Here is an 18,015-nt window from a genome sequence, read left to right as displayed (position 1 = left end):
TTGGTTCCGGTTGTTGAGGGAGAATTGTAGAGAATATACATCAAGGATAGCGTTTTCTCAACGCTTCGTCGATGGGGCGTAGTCGAGTCTATTCCATACAAATCAATCAGTTACATCGATCAAGCTAAAAATATTCGTACCCATCAGTAGTCAAACTACACTTTGACACCAAAAACCCTGCCAAAGCGGCACGATTTGCCTGTTGCCAGAGCGGGCCCATTCCCCTAGCATCCGTGCCACACAACATTTCCGTCCAGTGTGCCGCCATTACCGTGGCCGGCGCCGGACCAATTTCGGGGACATCGATGGCACCAGACCAAAGCCAGGGAAACGGGCCGCTACCGCGGCAGATCCCGTACATCATCGCCAACGAAGCGGCGGAACGCTTCTCCTTCTACGGCATGCGCAACATCCTGACGCCGTTCCTGATCAGCACCCTGCTGCTGTTCGTGCCGCTGGAAGACCGCACCGGCGAGGCCAAGCACGTGTTCCACACGTTCGTCATCGGCGCCTATTTCACGCCGCTCCTGGGTGGCTTCCTGGCCGACCGCCTGTTCGGCAAGTACAAGACGATCCTCTGGCTCAGCCTCTTCTACGTGGCGGGCCATGCGTGCCTGGCGATCTTCGAGGACAACCTGAAGGGCTTCTATTTCGGCCTGTTCCTGATCGCGCTGGGCGCGGGCGGCATCAAGCCGCTGGTGTCGGCGTTCGTGGGCGACCAGTTCGACCAGACCAACAAGAACCGGGCCAAGGTGGTGTACGACGCCTTCTACTGGTGCATCAACTTCGGCTCGTTCTTCGCGTCGCTGCTGATGCCGCTGCTGCTGAAGAACTACGGCCCGTCCATCGCCTTCGGCATTCCCGGCCTGCTGATGGCACTGGCCGTGCTGATCTTCTGGCTGGGCCGCCATAAATACGTCAACGTACCGCCGGCACCGCCCAATCCCGATTCGCTGACGCGGGTCGCGCGCACGGCGCTGCTGGCCAAACGTCCAGGCGAGGGCCGACCCGGTCTCACGGTAGCGGTCATCGGCGTGGTCGGCGCTGTCGTCTCGCTGCTGATGTCGTACTCGTGGGGCTTCGTCATCGGCGCCTGCACCGCGCTGGTGCTGCTGCTGGCATTCGGCGGCATCGGTACCGGCATGCAGCTCGAACGGGCCCGCGGCCACCACCCGGACGAAGCGGTGGAAGGCGTGCGCGCCGTGCTGCGCATCCTGATCGTGTTCGCCCTCGTCACGCCGTTCTGGTCCCTGTTCGACCAGAAGGCCTCGACGTGGATCGTGCAGGCCAACTCGATGACGAGCCCCGTGCTCGACATCTTCGGCTGGCAGTTCCAGGTACTGCCGGCGCAAATGCAGGCGTTGAATCCGCTGCTCGTCATGCTGCTGATCCCGTTCAATAACCTGGCCCTGTTCCCGCTGCTGCGCGCGCTCGGCATCGAGCCGACGGCGCTGCGCCGGATGACGACCGGCATCGCGCTCTCCGGCGCGGCCTGGCTGGTGATCGGCTGGATCCAGGTGTCGATGGACGGCGGCACGCCGATGTCGATCCTGTGGCAACTGGCGCCATATGCGCTGCTGACGATGGCGGAAGTGCTGGTGTCGGCAACCGGCCTGGAATTTGCCTACAGCCAGGCACCCGCGTCGATGAAGGGTTCGATCATGAGCTTCTGGACGCTGGCCGTCACGGTCGGCAACCTGTGGGTCCTGATCGTCAATTCCAGCGTCAAGAACGACTTCGTGCTGGGGCATATCGGCGACACGGGATTGTCCGTGATCGCGTTCCAGATGTTCTTCTTTGCCGGCTTCGCGCTGCTGACGGCCCTGGTGTTCGGCCTGTACGCGCTGCGCTACAAGATGGTGGACAACTACCGCAGCGGCAAGGCGCCGGCGTAAGTTCGCCTCCGCCCCACCGCCGAGTCCGTGTCTCACCTCGGTGACTGACCCCGAGGTGGGACACGGGCTCGGCTGTTTGTTGACGGTTGCGCAAGCCACTGCTTGCCGTCGCGTCAAGAATCCGCGGTCCGCAATTTTTTGTGATGTTCATGCTGCGCCCACGCAACAGTTCGATAGTTGCACGGGTGCATGTATCCTATAATCATCCCTGCTTCGCCGCTTGCGAAGCGCCTTGGCGACGCCCAATCCACGCGCCGCCATATCCCGTCCGCCCCATCGCGGTTTCCCGGAATGCTCGAGCCAGCCGCGCCTGCGCGCTGAGCCATAACTACACATCATTATGAAAAACATGAAAGTCGGCACGCGGCTGGCCATCGGCTATGCGCTCGTGCTTTGCCTGATGGTCTCGATCGTCGCTACGGGTCTCTTGAAGATGCGCGAGATGAACGAGCGTACCCGCAACATCACTGAAGTCAACAACGTCCAGATCGCCCTGGTGGCGACGCTGCAGGACAGCGTGACGGACCGCATGATCGCACTGCGCAACCTGATCCTGTTCACGACGCCGGAAGAGATGCAACCGGAAACCAAGCGCATGGAAACCCAGGCCGCGCTGTACGCCGAAGCGTTTGCCAAGCTGCAGAAAACGTTCGAGGATCCCGCCACGACGGCCGAGGAAAAGGCATTCGTGGAAAAGCTGAAGGAACTGGACGCCAATGCGGCGCCGCTGATGGCCAAGGCGATGGAACTGGGCCTGGCGAACAAGGCCGAAGAAGGCACCGATTACCTGATCCACCAGCTGCGTCCCGTGCAGCGCGAATGGCTGGGCGCCCTGAACGACCTCATCGCCTTTGAGAACAAGCTGAACGCCGCGGCCGCCGCGGATGCGCAAGCAACCTACGACAGCGCCGTCACGCTGATGCTGGTCCTGAACGGCATCGCACTCGTCATCGGCATCGGTTCGGCCACGATGATCACCCGCACCCTGCTGGGCCAGCTGGGCGGCGAACCCGAGCAAGCCGCGGCCATCGCGGCGCGCATCGCGGAAGGCGACCTGACCGTCGACGTCCCCGTCAAGCCGGGCGACCAGTCCAGCATGCTGTATGCGATGCGCAATATGCGTGACAAGCTGGCCGCGATCGTCACCGAAGTGCGCACCGGCACCGACACGATCGCCACCGCGTCCGGCCAGATCTCGGCCGGCAATGCCGACCTGTCGTCGCGCACGGAAGAACAGGCCAGCTCGCTGGAGGAAACCGCGTCGTCGATGGAAGAGCTGACATCCACCGTGCGTCAGAACGCCGACAACGCCCAGCAGGCCAGTGCCATGGCGGCGACGGCGTCGGATGTCGCGGCCCAAGGCGGCCAGGTGGTCGCCCAGGTCGTCGATACGATGGGTGCCATCAATGAATCGGCCCGCAAGATCGTCGACATCATTTCCGTCATCGATGGCATCGCGTTCCAGACCAATATCCTGGCGCTGAACGCGGCCGTCGAGGCGGCCCGCGCCGGTGAACAGGGCCGCGGCTTCGCTGTCGTGGCGGGCGAAGTGCGCAACCTGGCGCACCGCGCTGGCGCCGCCGCGAAGGAAATCAAGACGCTGATCGACGACTCGGTCGAAAAGGTCGGCATCGGTTCGCAACTGGTGGGCCAGGCCGGCGCGACGATGAACGAGATCGTCGGCAGCGTGCAGCGCGTCACCGACATCATGAGCGAGATCTCGGCCGCCAGCCGCGAGCAGAGCAGCGGCATCGACCAGGTCAACCAGGCCATTGCGCAGATGGACCAGGTCACGCAGCAGAATGCCGCGCTGGTGGAGGAAGCCAGCGCCGCCTCCGAATCGATGCAGGACCAGGCCGCCAAGCTGGCGCAACTGGTGGGCACGTTCACGGTCGTGCAATCGGCTGCCGCAGCGGCACCGTCCGCGCCGCGTCGCGTGACGACGAAGCCGGTCAAGCAGCTGGCGCAAGCGCCCCGTCTGGCGGCGGCTCCTGCCAAACCTGCGGCGACCAAGGGGCCAGCGGCGTCCCAACCGGCCCGCAAGGCTGCGGCAACGGCGGAATCGGAGTGGGAAGAGTTCTAAGCCTGCCAGCGCAGCCGCCCGGTTGCGCCACTACCTCGCTCAAGTAGTAAAACTACATCAGTTCGATTACCATACGTGCCAACTCAACCAGGGGGCACGTATGGTCATCCGCAAGTCTACCGGGGCGGCAGTTGCCGCCTGCTTACTCGTCAGTACGGCACCTGCCCGGGCGGCAGCCGATCTCGCCACCTGCAATACCGACGGCTTCCAGGCCGTGTTGTCGCCCGCGGCCAGCGCGTACGACGCCCGCGCCGCCTGGCTCGATCGCCGCAGCCTCGCATGGCCGGGCGCCGCACCCGATGCCATCTATCGCCTGTACCACAGCGCCACCTCGGCCATCGTCGCGCGATCCGGCGCGCCCGTGCGTGGCGCCGACGGCGGATTGGCGTTGAAGCCCACGCCCGCGGCCATCCCGGCCGCCTTCGCGTGGCTCGGCAAAGGGCCGGTGCTGGCATTGAACCCACAGGACGAAGCACGCATGGCCGCCCTGCACAAGGGCCAGCTGGTGCTGGTGCGCGAGGACGCACAGGGCAACGTGCTCGCTTCCACGGAGGTGCAGTCGGCCGGCGCCCTGGACGACCTGTACGCCGGTGCCGAACGCGTACCCGACCTGGGTGCGACACCAGCGCGGCGCAGCACGACGTTCAAGCTGTGGGCGCCGACGGCCGGCAATGTCGCGGTGTGCACATACGACAGCGGCAGCGGCCGTGCGCGCGCCGTCACGCCGCTGCGCTTCGACAGCGCCACCGGCGTCTGGTCCGCCACCCTGCCGGCCAACCTGGACGGCAAGTACTACCGCTACGCCGTCGACGTGTATGCCAACGGCAGCGGCATCGTGCGCAACCTCGTCACCGACCCGTATGCCGTCAGCCTGACGACCGACTCGCGCCGCGCCTACATCGCCGACCTGGCCGCGCCACGCCTGAAGCCGGCCGGCTGGGACCACAGCCGCGCCCCGGCCAAGGTGCTGGCCCAGACCGACATGTCGATCTACGAACTGCACGTGCGCGATTTCTCTGTCAACGACGCCAGCGTCACCGCGGCCAACCGCGGCAAGTACACGGCCTTCACGGAAAGGGATTCGAACGGCATGCGCCACCTGGCGGCACTGGCCCGCGCCGGCCTGACGGACGTGCACCTGCTGCCCGTGTATGACATCGGCAGCGTGCCCGAAGCGCACTGCGACGTGCCGGATGCGGCGCGCCTGCGCGGTCTGCCACCGGACAGCGACGTGCAGCAGCAACTGGTCGGGCTGACGCGCCAGACGGACTGCTACAACTGGGGCTACGACCCTTACCACTACAGCGCGCCGGAAGGCAGCTACAGCACCGACCCGGCCGACGGCGCGCGCCGCATCGTCGAACTGCGCCAGATGGTGATGGCGCTGCACGGCATCGGCCTGCGCGTGGGCATGGACGTCGTCTACAACCACACCTTCCTCGGCGGCCAGGCCGGGAAATCGGTGCTGGACCGCATCGTGCCCGGCTACTACCACCGGCTGGACGCCACCGGCGCCATCGAGCGCTCGACCTGCTGCGACAACACGGCCACGGAACACCGCATGATGGGCAAGCTGATGACGGATTCGGTCGAGCTGTGGACGAAGCACTACCGCATCGATTCGTTCCGCTTCGACCTGATGGGCCACCAGCCGCGCGCGACGATGGAGGCGCTGCAGCGCCGTGTCGACGCGGCGGCCGGCCGCCACGTCAACCTGATCGGCGAAGGCTGGAACTTCGGCGAAGTGGCGAACGGCGCCCGCTTCGTGCAGGCCTCGCAGCTGGCGCTGAACGGCAGCGGCATCGGCACGTTCAGCGACCGCGGCCGCGATGCCGTGCGCGGTGGCGGCGCCGGCGACGCGGGCCGTGACATGGTGGCGCGCCAGGGCTACGTCAACGGCCTGTCCTACGATCCGAACGGCAGCGCCGCAGCCACCAGGGACGACCTGCTGAAGGCGGCGGACCTGGTGCGCGTCGGCCTGGCCGGCAGCGTGCGCACCTACCCGTTGACGACGCGCGACGGTACCGTGCGCAAGCTGGAGGAACTGGACTACGCGGGCCAGCCCGCGGGCTACGCCAGCGCACCGGGGGAGACCGTCAACTACGTGGAGAACCACGACAACCAGACCTTGTACGACCTGAACGCGTTGCGCCTGCCGCTGGCAACCGCCACGGCCGACCGCGCGCGCGTGCAGATGCTGGCGGCCGCGATCAATGCGTTCAGCCAGGGCGTGGCGTACTTCCATGCCGGCTTCGACATCCTGCGTTCGAAGTCGCTGGACCGCAACAGCTTCGACTCGGGCGACTGGTTCAACCGGCTGGACTGGACGTATCGCGACAACTACTTCGGCACCGGCCTGCCACCAGCCGCCGACAACGGCAAGGACTATGCGCTGCTGCGGCCCCTGCTGGCCAACCCGGCCCTGAAGCCCGCCCCGGCCGACATCGCGTTCGCGCGCGACACGTTCCGCGACCTGCTGGCGATCCGTGCCGGCAGCACGCTGTTCCGCCTGCGTACGGCCGACGAGATTGCCGAGCGGCTGCGCTTCTACAATACGGGTCCGGACCAGGTGGCGACGGTGATCGTCGGGCGGCTGGATGGTTCCGGCTACGCGGGGGCGGGCTATCGCTCGGTGCTGTACCTGATCAACGTCGACAAGGTGGCGCAGAAGATCGCGGTGCCCGCGGAGGCCGGGCGTTCGTACCGGCTGCATCCGGTGCAGGACCGGGCCGAGGCCGGCGACCAGCGGGTACGTGAGGCCAGGTATGACAAGGCGTCGGGGACGTTTACGGTGCCGGCGCGGACGGCCGTGGTGTTCGTGGAAGGGATGTCGGAACGTTAAGGGATTGGGGTCTGTCCCTGCGGTACCGACCCTGGTTTCCTGCCGCGACGGATGCGTTGCGATGAAAACCGGGGTCAGTCCCTTGCAGGGACAGACCCCAAGCCTGTACGTTCCAGGCCTGCTCCTTAACGGGCGGCTTCCAGCAGCACGACACTCGCCTTGCCGCCAGTACGCACGACACCTTTGCGCACGGTGTACGTCACGTCGGAATAGGCATCCCGCACCTTGGCCCCGTCGGCAAACACGCCACCTACCGCAATCGCGACCGGCTTCCCGACCGGCACATCCAGTGCCACCACGACCTTGTCCGCTGCGTGGGTGCGGGCGAACGTGTAGGGCCGGTCCGCCAGCTTGCGGTGCGTGCCCGCACCGATGGCGGCGTGGGCGCGCCGGAACAGTCCCAGCTTGCTCCAGTGCGCGCGCACGTCGGCGACGCGGTAGCCTTCCCGTGCCGAGTTGTTGGCGAGGTCGTCCCAGTTCATGAACGAACGCAGCTTCGCGTCGCCCGTCGCCTCGGCGATGTCGAGCCGGCGCGCCGTCTCGTCGCCGTAGTAGATCTGGGCGGCGCCCGGCGCCAGCAGCAGTTTGTTGGCCGTCTCGAACGGCCGGGTGCGGGCCGCGTCGAACGGATTGCCGTCGTCGTGCGAATCCATGTAGTTCAGCACCGAATAGCCCTTCAGCGGCCCATGCAGCGCCTGCGCATACTTGGCGAAGATGCTCTCGTAGTCGCCCTTCGCGTCGCCCGGCAGCGCGAAGTTGATCAGGCTGTCGAAGCCGTTGGCATAAAAGTCGACCTTGGCATCGCCCATGTCGAACTGGCGCCCGCTGCCGATGCCGTAGCCATACACCTCGGCCACCGCAAAGAACTTCTCGCCCAGCGCCTTGCCCGGGTTGGCCTTGCGATAGTCCTGGTAGGCCGCGTCGGCCACCGTGCGCAGCTCCTTCCACACGCCCGGCTCCGTGTGCTTGACGGTGTCGGCGCGGAAGCCGTCGATGCCATATTTACGCACCCAGTCCGCGTGCCACTTCATCAGGTAGTAGCGGGGCGCACGCGGATAGCCGGTGCGGGCGAAGAAATCGTCCAGCTCCTTCACCTCGCGCTCGTAGCGCCCTTCCCTCTTCCATTTTTCCACGAGCGCCGGCGGCAGCGCCACGTTGGCGTTGCTGTCGGTGCGCACGTCCGGCAGGTTCGGCACCAGCGCGCACGGCACCGTCGTCGGCGTGTCCTTGTACTTGCACACCGGGTCGAGCCGCACCCAGTCCGCCGGCCACACGGGGTCCTGCTCCGTGACGGGGCCGATATGGTTCATCACCACGTCGAACACCACGCGGATGCCGCGCGCATGCGCCGCTTGCACGAAGTCCGCGAAATCCTGCTCCGTGCCCAGGTTGGCGTCGATCGCCGTGAAGTCGCGCGCCCAGTAGCCATGGAAGCCGTACGACTTGCCGGTACCTTCGTCGGTACCGGCGTGGATCTGCTCCACCGGCGGCGTCAGCCAGATCGCATCGACACCCAGGCTGTCGAAATAACCCTCCTTGACCTTGGCCGTCAGCCCTTTCAGGTCGCCGCCCATGAAGCCGCGCAGCGGTGCGGCGTCGGCCTTGCGGCCGTACGCCAGGTCGTTCGACTTGTCGCCGTTGCTGAAGCGGTCCGTCACGACGAAATACACGGTCGCGTTATCCCAGGTGAACGGCCGGGGCGCCGCCTGGACGGCGGCACTTGCCGCGAGCAGCGCGGCCATTGCGAGGGAGCGGAGTTTGAAGCGACCAGTATTCATGCGACCTTTCCTTTGAGGTTGTACGTCGGGGTTGTACGTCAGGTGATCACGGTCGGGTTGCTCCGTCCCGTGTTGAGGGCAATGCTCGCCACGCTGTCGGCTATGGCGATCAGCGGCGCCAGCGCCTGCTGGGTGGGAATGTTGTGCAGCGCCGGATCGGCTTCGTAGCGCTCCAGGTAGACGCGCAGCGTCGCACCTTCCGTGCCGGTGCCGGACAGGCGGTAGACGATGCGCGAGCCGTCCGTCATGACGATGCGGATGCCCTGCTGCGCCGACTGCGAGCCGTCGACCGGGTCGGTGTACGAGAAGTCGTCGGCGAAATCGACCGTGTAGAGGTTCATCTCCTGGCCGGCCAGGTTGGCCAGCTTGATGCGCAGGTCGTCCATCAGCACCTGCGCCGCGTGGGCGTCGATCGCTTCGTAGTCATGGCGCGAGTAGTAATTGCGGCCGAAACGGGCCCAGTGCGCGGTGACGATCTCCTCGACGCTTTTGCCCGTCACCGCCAGCAGGTTGAGCCAGAACAGCACGGCCCACACGCCGTCCTTCTCGCGGATGTGGTTCGAGCCGGTGCCGTAGCTCTCCTCGCCGCACAGCGTGGCCAGGCCGGCGTCCAGCAGGTTGCCGAAGTACTTCCAGCCCGTCGGCGTCTCGTACAGCTTCACGCCCAGCGCCTCGGCCACGCGGTCGGCCGCGCGCGACGTGGGCATCGAGCGGGCGATGCCGGCGATGCCGCCCCGGTAGCCCGGCGCAACCTGCGCGTTGGCGGCGAGGATTGCCAGGCTGTCCGACGGGGTCACGGCGAAGTTGCGGCCGACGATCATGTTGCGGTCCGCGTCGCCGTCCGATGCTGCGCCGAAGTCGGGCGCATCGGGGCCGGCCATCAGTTCGATCAGCTGGGCCGCGTTGACGGGGTTCGGGTCGGGATGCAGGCCGCCGAAGTCTTCCAGCGGCACCGCGTTGACGACGGTGCCGGCCGGCGCACCCAGGCGCCCTTCCAGTATCGCCTGCGCGTATGGGCCGGAGATCGCGCTCATGGCGTCGAAGCACATGCGGAAACCGCCCGCGAACAGCTTGCGGATCGCGTCGAAGTCGAACAGGCCGGCCAGCATGTCGGCATAGTCCTCGACCGGGTCGATGACCTCCACCTGCATCTGTTCCATGTAACCGCGGCCGATGCGGTCGATGTCCACGTCCGGGTCGTCGCTGATGCGGTACTGGGTAATCGCCGTGGTGCGCTGGTAGATCGCTTCCGTCACGCCTTCCGGCGCCGGGCCGCCGTTGCCGATGTTGTACTTGATGCCGAAGTCGCCGTCCGGACCGCCCGGATTGTGGCTGGCCGACAGGATGATGCCGCCCATCGCCTCGTGCTTGCGGATGACGCAGGACACGGCCGGCGTCGACAGCAGGCCGCCGCGCCCGACCAGTACGCGCGCGACGCCGTTGGCCGCGGCCATGCGCAGGATGGTGTGCACGGCCGCGCGGTTGTGGAAGCGGCCGTCGCCGCCCAGCACGAGCGTCTTGCCGGACAGGTCGCCCAGCGTGTCGAACACGCTCTGGACGAAGTTCTCGAGGTAGTGCTGCTGGCGGAACACCGCCACTTTCTTGCGCAGGCCGGAAGTTCCCGGCTTCTGGCCGGGAATGGGATTGGTGGGGACCGTCAGGATTGCCATGTTCTTGCTCCGCTGTGGGCTACTGGTTGAAAGTTGCCAGTATATTAACGCGAACGGGCGTGCCGTGGCGCGCGCAAGAGCGGTCGACGGACCTCGTCAGGCCGCGGCCTTGGCGTCGTCGCGCACCCACAGCGTCAACAAGCCCCCCAACGCCATCGAGACGCCGCCCAGCGCCAGCGTGTAGCCCGTGTGGCCGCCGAAGAAGTGCTCCGTGATGAAGCCCAGCAGCAGGCCGCTGACGATCTGCGGAATCACGACGAAGAAATTGAACACGCCCATGTAGTAGCCCATCCGGCTGGCGGGCAGCGCGCCGGCCAGGATCGCGTACGGCATCGTCAGGATGCTGGCCCAGGCGATGCCTACGCCGATCATCGGCAGCACCAGCATCGTGCGGTCGTGGATCAGGAACACGCTGGCCAGGCTGAGGCCGCCGACGAGCAGGCAGATCATATGCACGGCCTTGCGGCTGGTGAGGCGTGCCAGCACCGGCAGGATGAAGGCGGCCAGCGCCGACACGCCGGAATACACCGCGAACAGGAGGCCGACATAGTTGCCGGCATCCTGGTACAGCTCGGAGCGGGCGTCGGTGGTGCCGAACACGGTCTCCGCCACGGCCGACGTGGTGTAGATCCACATCGCGAACAGGCCGATCCACGAAAAGAACTGCACGAACGCCAGCTGCAGCATCGTCTTCGGCATGTGGAAGAAGCCGTCCAGGATCTCGGCGATGCCATGGCCGAGGCCCTTGCCGCTGTCGCGGCGGAACGCGGCCATGTCCTCGGGCGGGCTCTCTTCGCTGGTGAACACCGTCCACAGCACGGCCAGCAGGTAGACGGCGCCGCCGGCGTAGAACGCATAGCGCACCGTGTCGGGCACGCCGCCGTTGACGGAGACATTGCTGACGCCCAGGTAGTCGGCGTAGATCGTCGGCAGCAGCGATGCGATGACGGCGCCGCAGCCGATGAAGAACGTCTGCATCGCAAAGCCGGCGGTCTGCTGCGACGGATCGAGCTTGTCGCCGACAAAGGCGCGAAACGGCTCCATCGAGATGTTGATCGCCGCATCCATCAGCCACAAAACGGCCACGGCCATCCACAGCATGTGCGAGTTCGGCATCAGGAACAGCGCGATGGACGCCAGCACGGCGCCCAGGAAGAAGAACGGACGGCGGCGGCCCCATTTCGGATGCCACGTGTTGTCGGACAGGTAGCCGATGATCGGCTGCACCAGCAGGCCCGTGACGGGTGCCGCAAGCCAGAACAGCGCCAACTGGCTGGGGTCGGCGCCCAGCGTGGAGAAGATCCGGCTGGTATTGGCGTTCTGCAGGGCGAAGCCGAACTGGATGCCGAAGAAGCCGAAGCTCATGTTCCACAGCTGCCAGAACGACAGCCGCGGCTTGGGGGTGGAAGGATGCATCTGCTGTCTCCGTATTATGGCAGGGCGCGTGCGCGGCGCCGGCTGAATTTGTAGCAAAATAACATTATGTTTTAGCGGTGTCAATCATGGCTTACTGGCGTCCGGGCTGCTTATGTAGTCAAACAACAGATGGAAACCCAAGGGGACAGGCATCGATCAGCGAGTCGCAACCCCGCTGATCGGTGCCTGTCCCCGGTGCCTCATAAACTAACGACGATCTCGGCCGCCAGCGCGGCGCGGGCCGGCAGCTGCGCCGTCAGCACCCGCGTCTTCGCATTCCAGCGGAAGGCCAGCGCCTTGCCGTCCAGCGTGACCCCGCGCGGTTTTTTGGTGACGTGGTGCACGTGCAGCGTGTAGGCACGGCTCGTAGCCTGGTAGTGCTTGCCCACTTCGGTGGCGATGCCGATGCGCAGGCGTCCGTCCTGCACGGCGCTGGTGAAGCGCGCCAGTTCGTAGCGGCCCTGCTCGTAGGCCTCGGCCGTGGCGCCGTCGTCGTCGTACAGCTTGCCGGTGGACGCGCCGACCGTCTCGTCGTGCCAGTAATGCAGGTCGATCCGGCCCGTGGTGTAGTCCCTGGTCGACTGCACCACGGGTGCCAGCGGCACGAACGCACCCGCCTTGACGTAGACGGGAAGGTGCTCGGGCACGACGCCGACCGTTTCCAGGATGCCGCCGCGATGGCGCTCGCCTGTGTAAAAGTCGAACCAGGCGCTGTCCTTGCCAGGGAAGTAGACATCCTTGCGCACGGCGCCCGGCTCCGTGACGGGCGCGACGAGGAAGCTGTCGCCCCACAGGTAGGTGCCGGCGATGACGCCCGTGTCGATGGTGGACGCGCTGCCGTCGTCCGTAAACAGCACGGGGCGCATCAGCGGCATGCCGGACTGGTTGTTGTCGAACGCGGTCGTGTAGTTATACGGCAGCATGCGGTAGCGCAGGCGCACCGCCTCGGCAGCGAGGGACTTGGCGCGCGCGGCGCGGTAGACCGGTTCCGGCGCCACCGCTTCCTGCGCGTGCGGCCGGAACACGGGCTGGAACACGCCGTACTGCAGCCAGCGCACGTACAACTCGTCGTCCAGCACGGGGCCGGCAAAGCCGCCCAGGTCCGAATGCATGTAGCCCAGGCCCTGCATGCCCATCTGCAGCGCGATCTCCGCCTGCGACTGCAGTCCGCCCCAGCTGCGGCCCACGTCGCCCGACCAGGGGATCATGCCGAAGCGCTGCGAGCCGGAATAGCCGGCGCGCATCAGGATGAACGGCCGCTCGCCCGGAAAGTCCTGCTTGTACCCTTCGGCGATCAGGCGCGCCCACTCGTGACCGTAGACGTTGTGGACGGCGGCAGCGCTGCCGCCGGCGTGGCGCAGCGCGTCCGGGTGCACTTCCGGCTCGCCCAGGTCGCCCCACCAGCCGCCCACGCCCTCCTGCTTCAGGCCCTTGTAGATGTTCCAGAACCAGTTGCGCCCCGCGCTGCTGGTCAGATCGACCAGGCCCGTGTTGCCGAAGTAGAAATCGTAGGTGTACGGTGCGCCGTCCGCCGTTGTCGCCAGTGCGCGGCTTTGCACGGCGTCCTGCCAGCGGTTCGACGTCGTCAGCACGAACGGCTCCGTGATCAGGACCGTCCGCACGCCCTGCGCGGCAAAGTCGCGCATCATCTTCCGCGGCTGGGGGAAGCTGTCGCGGTCCCAGGCCAGGTTGCCCATCGTGCCCTTGACGGTCTTGCCGAACCAGTACAGGTCCAGCACGATCGCGTCCAGCGGGATCTTGTCGGCGGCGAACTGCGCGACCGTCGCGCGCGCTTCCGCCTCGGTGCGGTAGCCGAAGCGGCTGGCGAAATTGCCGAACGCCCAGCGCGGTGGCAAGGGCTGGCGTCCCGTCAGGCTCGTGTAGTTCGCCATCACATCGCTCCACGCATCGCCGGCGACGACCTGGTAGGTCTTGCGCCCGCCCGTCGTCTCGTAGCTCAGGGTGCCGTCCTTGCGGCTGTCGAAATCGAGCCAGCCCGTGTACGGGTTATCGAAGTGCAGCGCATAGCGCTTCGACGACAACGCCAGCGGCAACGTGAAGTTCAGCAGCTGCGAGCGGTTGCCATAACCGTAGTCGGCCTTGTTGTACAGCTGGAAGCGGTGGCCGCGGCGGTTCATGCCGACCGCGCGCGCGCCGGCACCGTACAGGGCCTCGCCATCGGCCAGCGCGAATTCGATCGCTTCCAGCTTGTCCTTGCCGGCCTGATTCACGTAGCCGGCTTTCTCCGCCACCAGCGGCTGGCCCTTGTACGTATAGCTGATGCGGAACGGCCGCTTGTCGACATGGACCGCGATCCCCGGCGTGACGAACTCGATGCGCGTGGGGCATTCCCGGACGGTCGTCGTCACGGCGGTCGGCGCCAGCACCACGGCGTGCGAGCGGGCGTCGGCCTGTTCGCCGTTGGGGATGAACGACGTCTCGACGATGGCGGCGGAATACGGCTTGATCAGGTAGCGGCCGTCGCTGGTGACGATCTCCAGCGTGTTGCCGCGGCTGGCGAAGCCGTGGAACTGCCGCTCGGCGTTCTGGGCAAGGGCGGCAGGGGCCGCCAGGGTGACGAACAGCGCGACGGGCAGGATTTTCGCGGTCATAGGCAGTCTGAAGTCTGTGTGTAGTTTAAGTACAGACCGCTAGCATGACAGAAAGTCGCGCGGGAATACAGTGGCGCATGCGTTATATTAGCGCTCGGCCCACGAGGCCCACGGCAAACCATAAGGGAGATCCTGAAAGTGCAGACCAAGACGATGTACAAGCCGCTCACGCTGGCGGTGCTGCTCGCGCTGACCGCAGGGGCGGCGACGGCGCAAAAGACAGCAAAGGCGAGCGGCAAACCCACTGTCGCCGAAGCCCGGCGCTTCCTGGCGGAGACGGAACAGAAATTCGACAAGCTGAACGTGGAAGGCGCCCGCGCCGAATGGGTCGGCTCCAATTTCATCACGGACGATACGGAGGCGATCGCCGCCTACTTCGGCGAGCTGCAACTGGACGCGACCGGCAAGGCCGCCCTGCAGGCACGCCGCTACAACGGGCTGAAACTGAACGAGGACGAAGCGCGCAAGCTCAAACTGCTGCAGCTGACGCTGATGCTGTCCGATCCGAAGGAGCGTGCCGAATACGCGGCCGCACGCGCGGCGCTGAACGGCGCCTACGGCAAGGCCAAGTACTGCCCGCCGCCGGGCGCGCCGCTCGCCACCGCGGGCAAGGACTGCCTGGCGCTGGGCGAGCTGGAAAAGGTGCTGGCCAACAGCCGCGACCCGGCCAAGCTGCTGGATGCGTGGTCGGGCTGGCACAGCCAGGCGCCATCGTACAAGCAGCGCTACGTGGACTTCGTCGCGCTGTCCAACAAGGGCGCACGCGAGATGGGCTTTGCCGACACGGGCGCGCTGTGGCGCTCGCAGTACGACATGGCGCCGGACGCCTTCGCCGCCGAGATGGAACGCCTGTGGCAGCAGGTAAAGCCCCTGTACGACTCGCTGCACACGTACACCCGCTACAAGCTGCGCGCGGCCTACGGCCCTGACGTGGTGCCGGCCACGGGCCCGATCCCGGCGCACCTGTTCGGCAATATGTGGAGCCAGACGTGGGACAACATCTACCCGCTGCTGAAACCCGCGGGCGACACCACGGGGTTCGACCTTACCAAGGTGCTGGAAGAGCGCAAGACGTCGGCCAAGGAAATGACGCAGTGTGCCGAGGGCTTCTACACGTCGCTGGGCATGCAGAAGCTGCCGGCGTCGTTCTGGGAACGCTCGCTGCTGACCAAGCCGCGCGACCGCGACGTGGTGTGCCACGCGTCGGCCTGGCCGATCGACGGCAAGGACGACGTGCGCATCAAGATGTGCATCACGCCGACGGCGGAAGACTTCACCGTCATCCACCATGAGCTGGGCCATATCTATTACTTCCTCGAGTACAAGGACCAGCCGGTGCTGTTCCGCCAGGGCGCCAACGACGGCTTCCACGAGGCCATCGGCGACACGGTGGCGCTGTCCATCACGCCAGGCTACCTGAAGAAGATCGGCCTGATGAAACAAGAGCCGGATCCGAAGGGCGACATCCCCGAGCTCCTCAAGCGCGCGCTGTCGAAGGTGGCGATCCTGCCGTTCGCCTACTCGGTCGACAAATGGCGCTGGGACGTCTATGGCGGCAAGACCCAGCCGGCCGACTACGACAAGACCTGGTGGCAGCTGCGCGAGCAGTACATGGGCGTGAAGCGTCCGGCGCCGCCGCTGGCGAACGGCTTTGATGCCGGCGCCAAGTACCACGTGGCGGCCGACGTGCCGTACGCCCGCTACTTCCTGGCCGACCTGCTGCAGTTCCAGTTCCATCGCGCGCTGTGCCGCGAGGCCGGCTACACGGGCCCGCTGCACCAGTGCTCTATCTACGGCAACGAGAAGGCCGGCAAGAAGCTGCAGGCCATGCTGCAGATGGGCACCAGCAAGCCATGGCCGGAAGAGCTGAAGGCGATCAGCGGCGAGGAGCGTATCGACGGTAACGCGCTGCTGGAATACTTCGCGCCGCTGAAGGCCTGGCTGGACGAGCAGAACCGCGTGCTGGCGGCGCAGCAGAAGTAAGGCGACCCTCGGGGGTCTGTCCCCGCACGGGGACAGACCCCGAAGTCGGCAGCGTCTTGGTGAATCCAGCGAACTTCAGGGTCAGTCCCTTGCAGGGACAGACCCTCGGGAACCTTTTCTCGACGATTCCCCAGCCTCAAGCCGCGGCGCGGGTCAACCGCACCGTATGCTCCTGTTCCCGCCCGTCGGCATTCCAGCGCTGTGTGGCTTCCAGCGTGGCCTCGTCGACCAGATGCCAGATGAACGTGCTGGGCGCGTTGACCGGCGTGAACGTCGCGCCGTCAGGGTGAATCTCGGCCGCGCGCCAGGTCTGCTCACCCCAGCGCGACAGGATTTCCCCCTCTTCCAATGTGATCCTGGCGCCCGCCGTGGCTGCCGCGCTCTGTGCGCCGTCGCGGCGGTGCGACTGCAAGACGCCCGGCTCCGGGCGCTCATACTCCTCGATGAATTCCTTGCCGTCCGGGTTCGTGCCCTTCCAGCGGCCCTGCAGGAACTGCAGCTTGGCAAAATCGTCGATGTCGAACATGGTCGGTCCTCCTCGCTGTAATGGAGACCGACTGTACCCTGTCCCGTGCCGCGCCGGCGCGGCGTTGCCAACCGTGCCGCGGTCGATCCCGTGTCGTTCGCGGGTCACGCCACCTCGGCGGCTGCGCGGCGGTCGCGCCACCAGTCGCGCGTGTCGCGCCCGACATGCCACAGGGCCCACAGCCCGATCGGCAGGAACGTGAAGAAGGTCAGCCAGTCGACGGGTTTCCAGGGCGCGTCCGCGCGCTGCTCGGTTGCCACGATGATGGGCTTGAAGCGATCGCCCATGCGGATGGCGCCGACGATTTCGCCGTCGTCGGTGATCCTGGCACTGCGTCCCAGCTCGCTCAGCGGCGGCACGACCTTCATGCGGCCATGCTCGTAGACGAAATTGTGCTCGGCGGCGACACCCGAACGCACCGTGCCCAGCACCTTGCCGTCGCGGCTGATGCCCGTCGCATAGGTGTGACCCAAGGCACCTGCGCGCCCAGGTCGACCATTCGCTTGCCGTCGTACATGAACGCATGCCAGTAGCCTTTCGCCGTCGTCGAGGCGCCGACCACGACGCCACGATCGTTGACCGCCGTTGCCACACCGGCCTTGCCGCCCAGGGTGGGCAGCTCGGTCAGCCCGGTATCCGCGCGCCAGACGAACGCGCGGCGATGCCCCGCCGCGTTCTGGGCCGCGCCGACCACGGTGCCGGACGCATTGACGTCGGTCGCATAGCTCGTGCGGCCGCCCAGTGTGCCGAGGTCGCGCATGCGGGTGCCGTCGTGGACGAACGCGTGGTAGTCGCGCTCATTCACGTCGGCGTAGCCCGCCACGATTCCCGTGCTGCCGATGGCGGTGGCACTGCTGCCCCGCCCGCCCAGCGTACCCAGGTCGCGCATCCCGCGCCCCGGCTCGTACAGGAACGCGCGCCACGCATTGGCCTCATCCAGGGCCGCGCCGATGACGGTGCCGGCATCGTTGATGGCGGTGGCGTAGCTCTCCGCGCCGCCCAGCGTGCCCAGTGCGATCATTTTGCCCTGGCGCGACAGCATGGCGCGGCGGTTGCCCCCGGCGTCGACGTTCTCGCCGACCATGTCGCCAGCCGCGTTGACGTCGTTGATGGCCGTCTCGCCGGCCGGCGCCGGCGGTCGCGCATCGGCATGATGGAGCGACAGCAGCAGCGGTACGGCGGCGACCAGCATTTTCATTGTTGTTCTCCC

The 18,015-nt window shown here is 66.5% G+C and carries 11 protein-coding genes; 4 read left to right on the top strand and 7 right to left on the bottom strand.

The window, feature by feature from the left end:
* The first annotated feature begins 305 nt into the window (after positions 1–305).
* From PX653_RS27240 to pulA, 3 genes are all read left to right on the top strand, one after another.
* A complete protein-coding gene (locus PX653_RS27240; protein WP_277415758.1) occupies positions 306–1,895 on the top strand; it encodes a POT-type proton-dependent oligopeptide transporter in 1,590 nt (529 codons plus the stop codon).
* 349 nt (positions 1,896–2,244) lie between these two features.
* Positions 2,245–3,978 carry a methyl-accepting chemotaxis protein gene (locus PX653_RS27235; RefSeq protein ID WP_277415757.1) on the top strand — a complete coding sequence of 578 codons (1,734 nt, stop codon included), beginning with the start codon at positions 2,245–2,247 and terminating at the stop codon, positions 3,976–3,978.
* Between the two features lie 100 nt (positions 3,979–4,078).
* A complete protein-coding gene (pulA, locus tag PX653_RS27230) occupies positions 4,079–6,820 on the top strand; it encodes a pullulanase-type alpha-1,6-glucosidase (protein WP_277415756.1) in 2,742 nt (913 codons plus the stop codon).
* A 125-nt stretch (positions 6,821–6,945) separates the two neighbouring features.
* Here the strand turns inward: pulA and PX653_RS27225 are convergent, their stop codons facing one another.
* The 4 genes from PX653_RS27225 to PX653_RS27210 form a co-directional block, all read right to left on the bottom strand.
* On the bottom strand, positions 6,946–8,598 hold the full coding sequence (locus PX653_RS27225) for an alpha-amylase family glycosyl hydrolase (RefSeq protein WP_277415755.1): 1,653 nt from the start codon (positions 8,596–8,598) through the stop codon (positions 6,946–6,948).
* 38 nt (positions 8,599–8,636) lie between these two features.
* Entirely contained in the window at positions 8,637–10,268 is a 1,632-nt protein-coding gene (locus PX653_RS27220) for an alpha-D-glucose phosphate-specific phosphoglucomutase (RefSeq protein WP_277415754.1), read from the bottom strand.
* Positions 10,269–10,364: 96 nt separating this feature from the next.
* Positions 10,365–11,684, bottom strand: a complete 1,320-nt coding sequence (locus PX653_RS27215) for an MFS transporter (protein ID WP_277415753.1) — start codon at positions 11,682–11,684, stop codon at positions 10,365–10,367.
* Positions 11,685–11,884: 200 nt separating this feature from the next.
* Positions 11,885–14,296: a glycoside hydrolase family 31 protein gene (locus tag PX653_RS27210; protein ID WP_277415752.1), complete on the bottom strand. Its 2,412-nt coding sequence runs from the start codon at positions 14,294–14,296 to the stop codon at positions 11,885–11,887.
* Positions 14,297–14,434: 138 nt separating this feature from the next.
* Between PX653_RS27210 and PX653_RS27205 the strand changes: the two genes are divergently transcribed.
* Entirely contained in the window at positions 14,435–16,279 is a 1,845-nt protein-coding gene (locus tag PX653_RS27205) for a M2 family metallopeptidase (protein WP_277415751.1), read from the top strand.
* A 136-nt stretch (positions 16,280–16,415) separates the two neighbouring features.
* Here the strand turns inward: PX653_RS27205 and PX653_RS27200 are convergent, their stop codons facing one another.
* The 3 genes from PX653_RS27200 to PX653_RS27190 form a co-directional block, all read right to left on the bottom strand.
* Complete coding sequence (locus tag PX653_RS27200; RefSeq protein ID WP_277415750.1) at positions 16,416–16,805, bottom strand: hypothetical protein; 390 nt, start codon at positions 16,803–16,805, stop codon at positions 16,416–16,418.
* Positions 16,806–16,909: 104 nt separating this feature from the next.
* Entirely contained in the window at positions 16,910–17,173 is a 264-nt protein-coding gene (locus PX653_RS27195; protein WP_277415749.1) for a hypothetical protein, read from the bottom strand.
* Complete coding sequence (locus PX653_RS27190; protein WP_277415748.1) at positions 17,170–18,003, bottom strand: hypothetical protein; 834 nt, start codon at positions 18,001–18,003, stop codon at positions 17,170–17,172. Before PX653_RS27190 ends, PX653_RS27195 begins: the two co-directional genes overlap by 4 nt.
* Positions 18,004–18,015 lie beyond the last annotated feature (12 nt).

Origin of the sequence: Pseudoduganella chitinolytica (assembly GCF_029028125.1) — a bacterium.
GTDB classification, from domain to species: domain Bacteria; phylum Pseudomonadota; class Gammaproteobacteria; order Burkholderiales; family Burkholderiaceae_D; genus Rugamonas; species Rugamonas chitinolytica.
This window is presented reverse-complemented; position numbering and strand designations above follow the sequence as displayed.

What these genes read in the sequence shown, in the direction of transcription:
- PX653_RS27240 (WP_277415758.1), top strand. Translation starts at nt 306, where the DNA reads ATGGCACCAGACCAAAGCCAGGGAAACGGGCCGCTACCGCGGCAGATC.
- PX653_RS27235 (WP_277415757.1), top strand. Translation starts at nt 2,245, where the DNA reads ATGAAAGTCGGCACGCGGCTGGCCATCGGCTATGCGCTCGTGCTTTGC.
- pulA (WP_277415756.1), top strand. Translation starts at nt 4,079, where the DNA reads ATGGTCATCCGCAAGTCTACCGGGGCGGCAGTTGCCGCCTGCTTACTC.
- PX653_RS27225 (WP_277415755.1), bottom strand. Translation starts at nt 8,598, where the DNA reads ATGAATACTGGTCGCTTCAAACTCCGCTCCCTCGCAATGGCCGCGCTG.
- PX653_RS27220 (WP_277415754.1), bottom strand. Translation starts at nt 10,268, where the DNA reads ATGGCAATCCTGACGGTCCCCACCAATCCCATTCCCGGCCAGAAGCCG.
- PX653_RS27215 (WP_277415753.1), bottom strand. Translation starts at nt 11,684, where the DNA reads ATGCATCCTTCCACCCCCAAGCCGCGGCTGTCGTTCTGGCAGCTGTGG.
- PX653_RS27210 (WP_277415752.1), bottom strand. Translation starts at nt 14,296, where the DNA reads ATGACCGCGAAAATCCTGCCCGTCGCGCTGTTCGTCACCCTGGCGGCC.
- PX653_RS27200 (WP_277415750.1), bottom strand. Translation starts at nt 16,805, where the DNA reads ATGTTCGACATCGACGATTTTGCCAAGCTGCAGTTCCTGCAGGGCCGC.
- PX653_RS27195 (WP_277415749.1), bottom strand. Translation starts at nt 17,173, where the DNA reads ATGAAGGTCGTGCCGCCGCTGAGCGAGCTGGGACGCAGTGCCAGGATC.
- PX653_RS27190 (WP_277415748.1), bottom strand. Translation starts at nt 18,003, where the DNA reads ATGAAAATGCTGGTCGCCGCCGTACCGCTGCTGCTGTCGCTCCATCAT.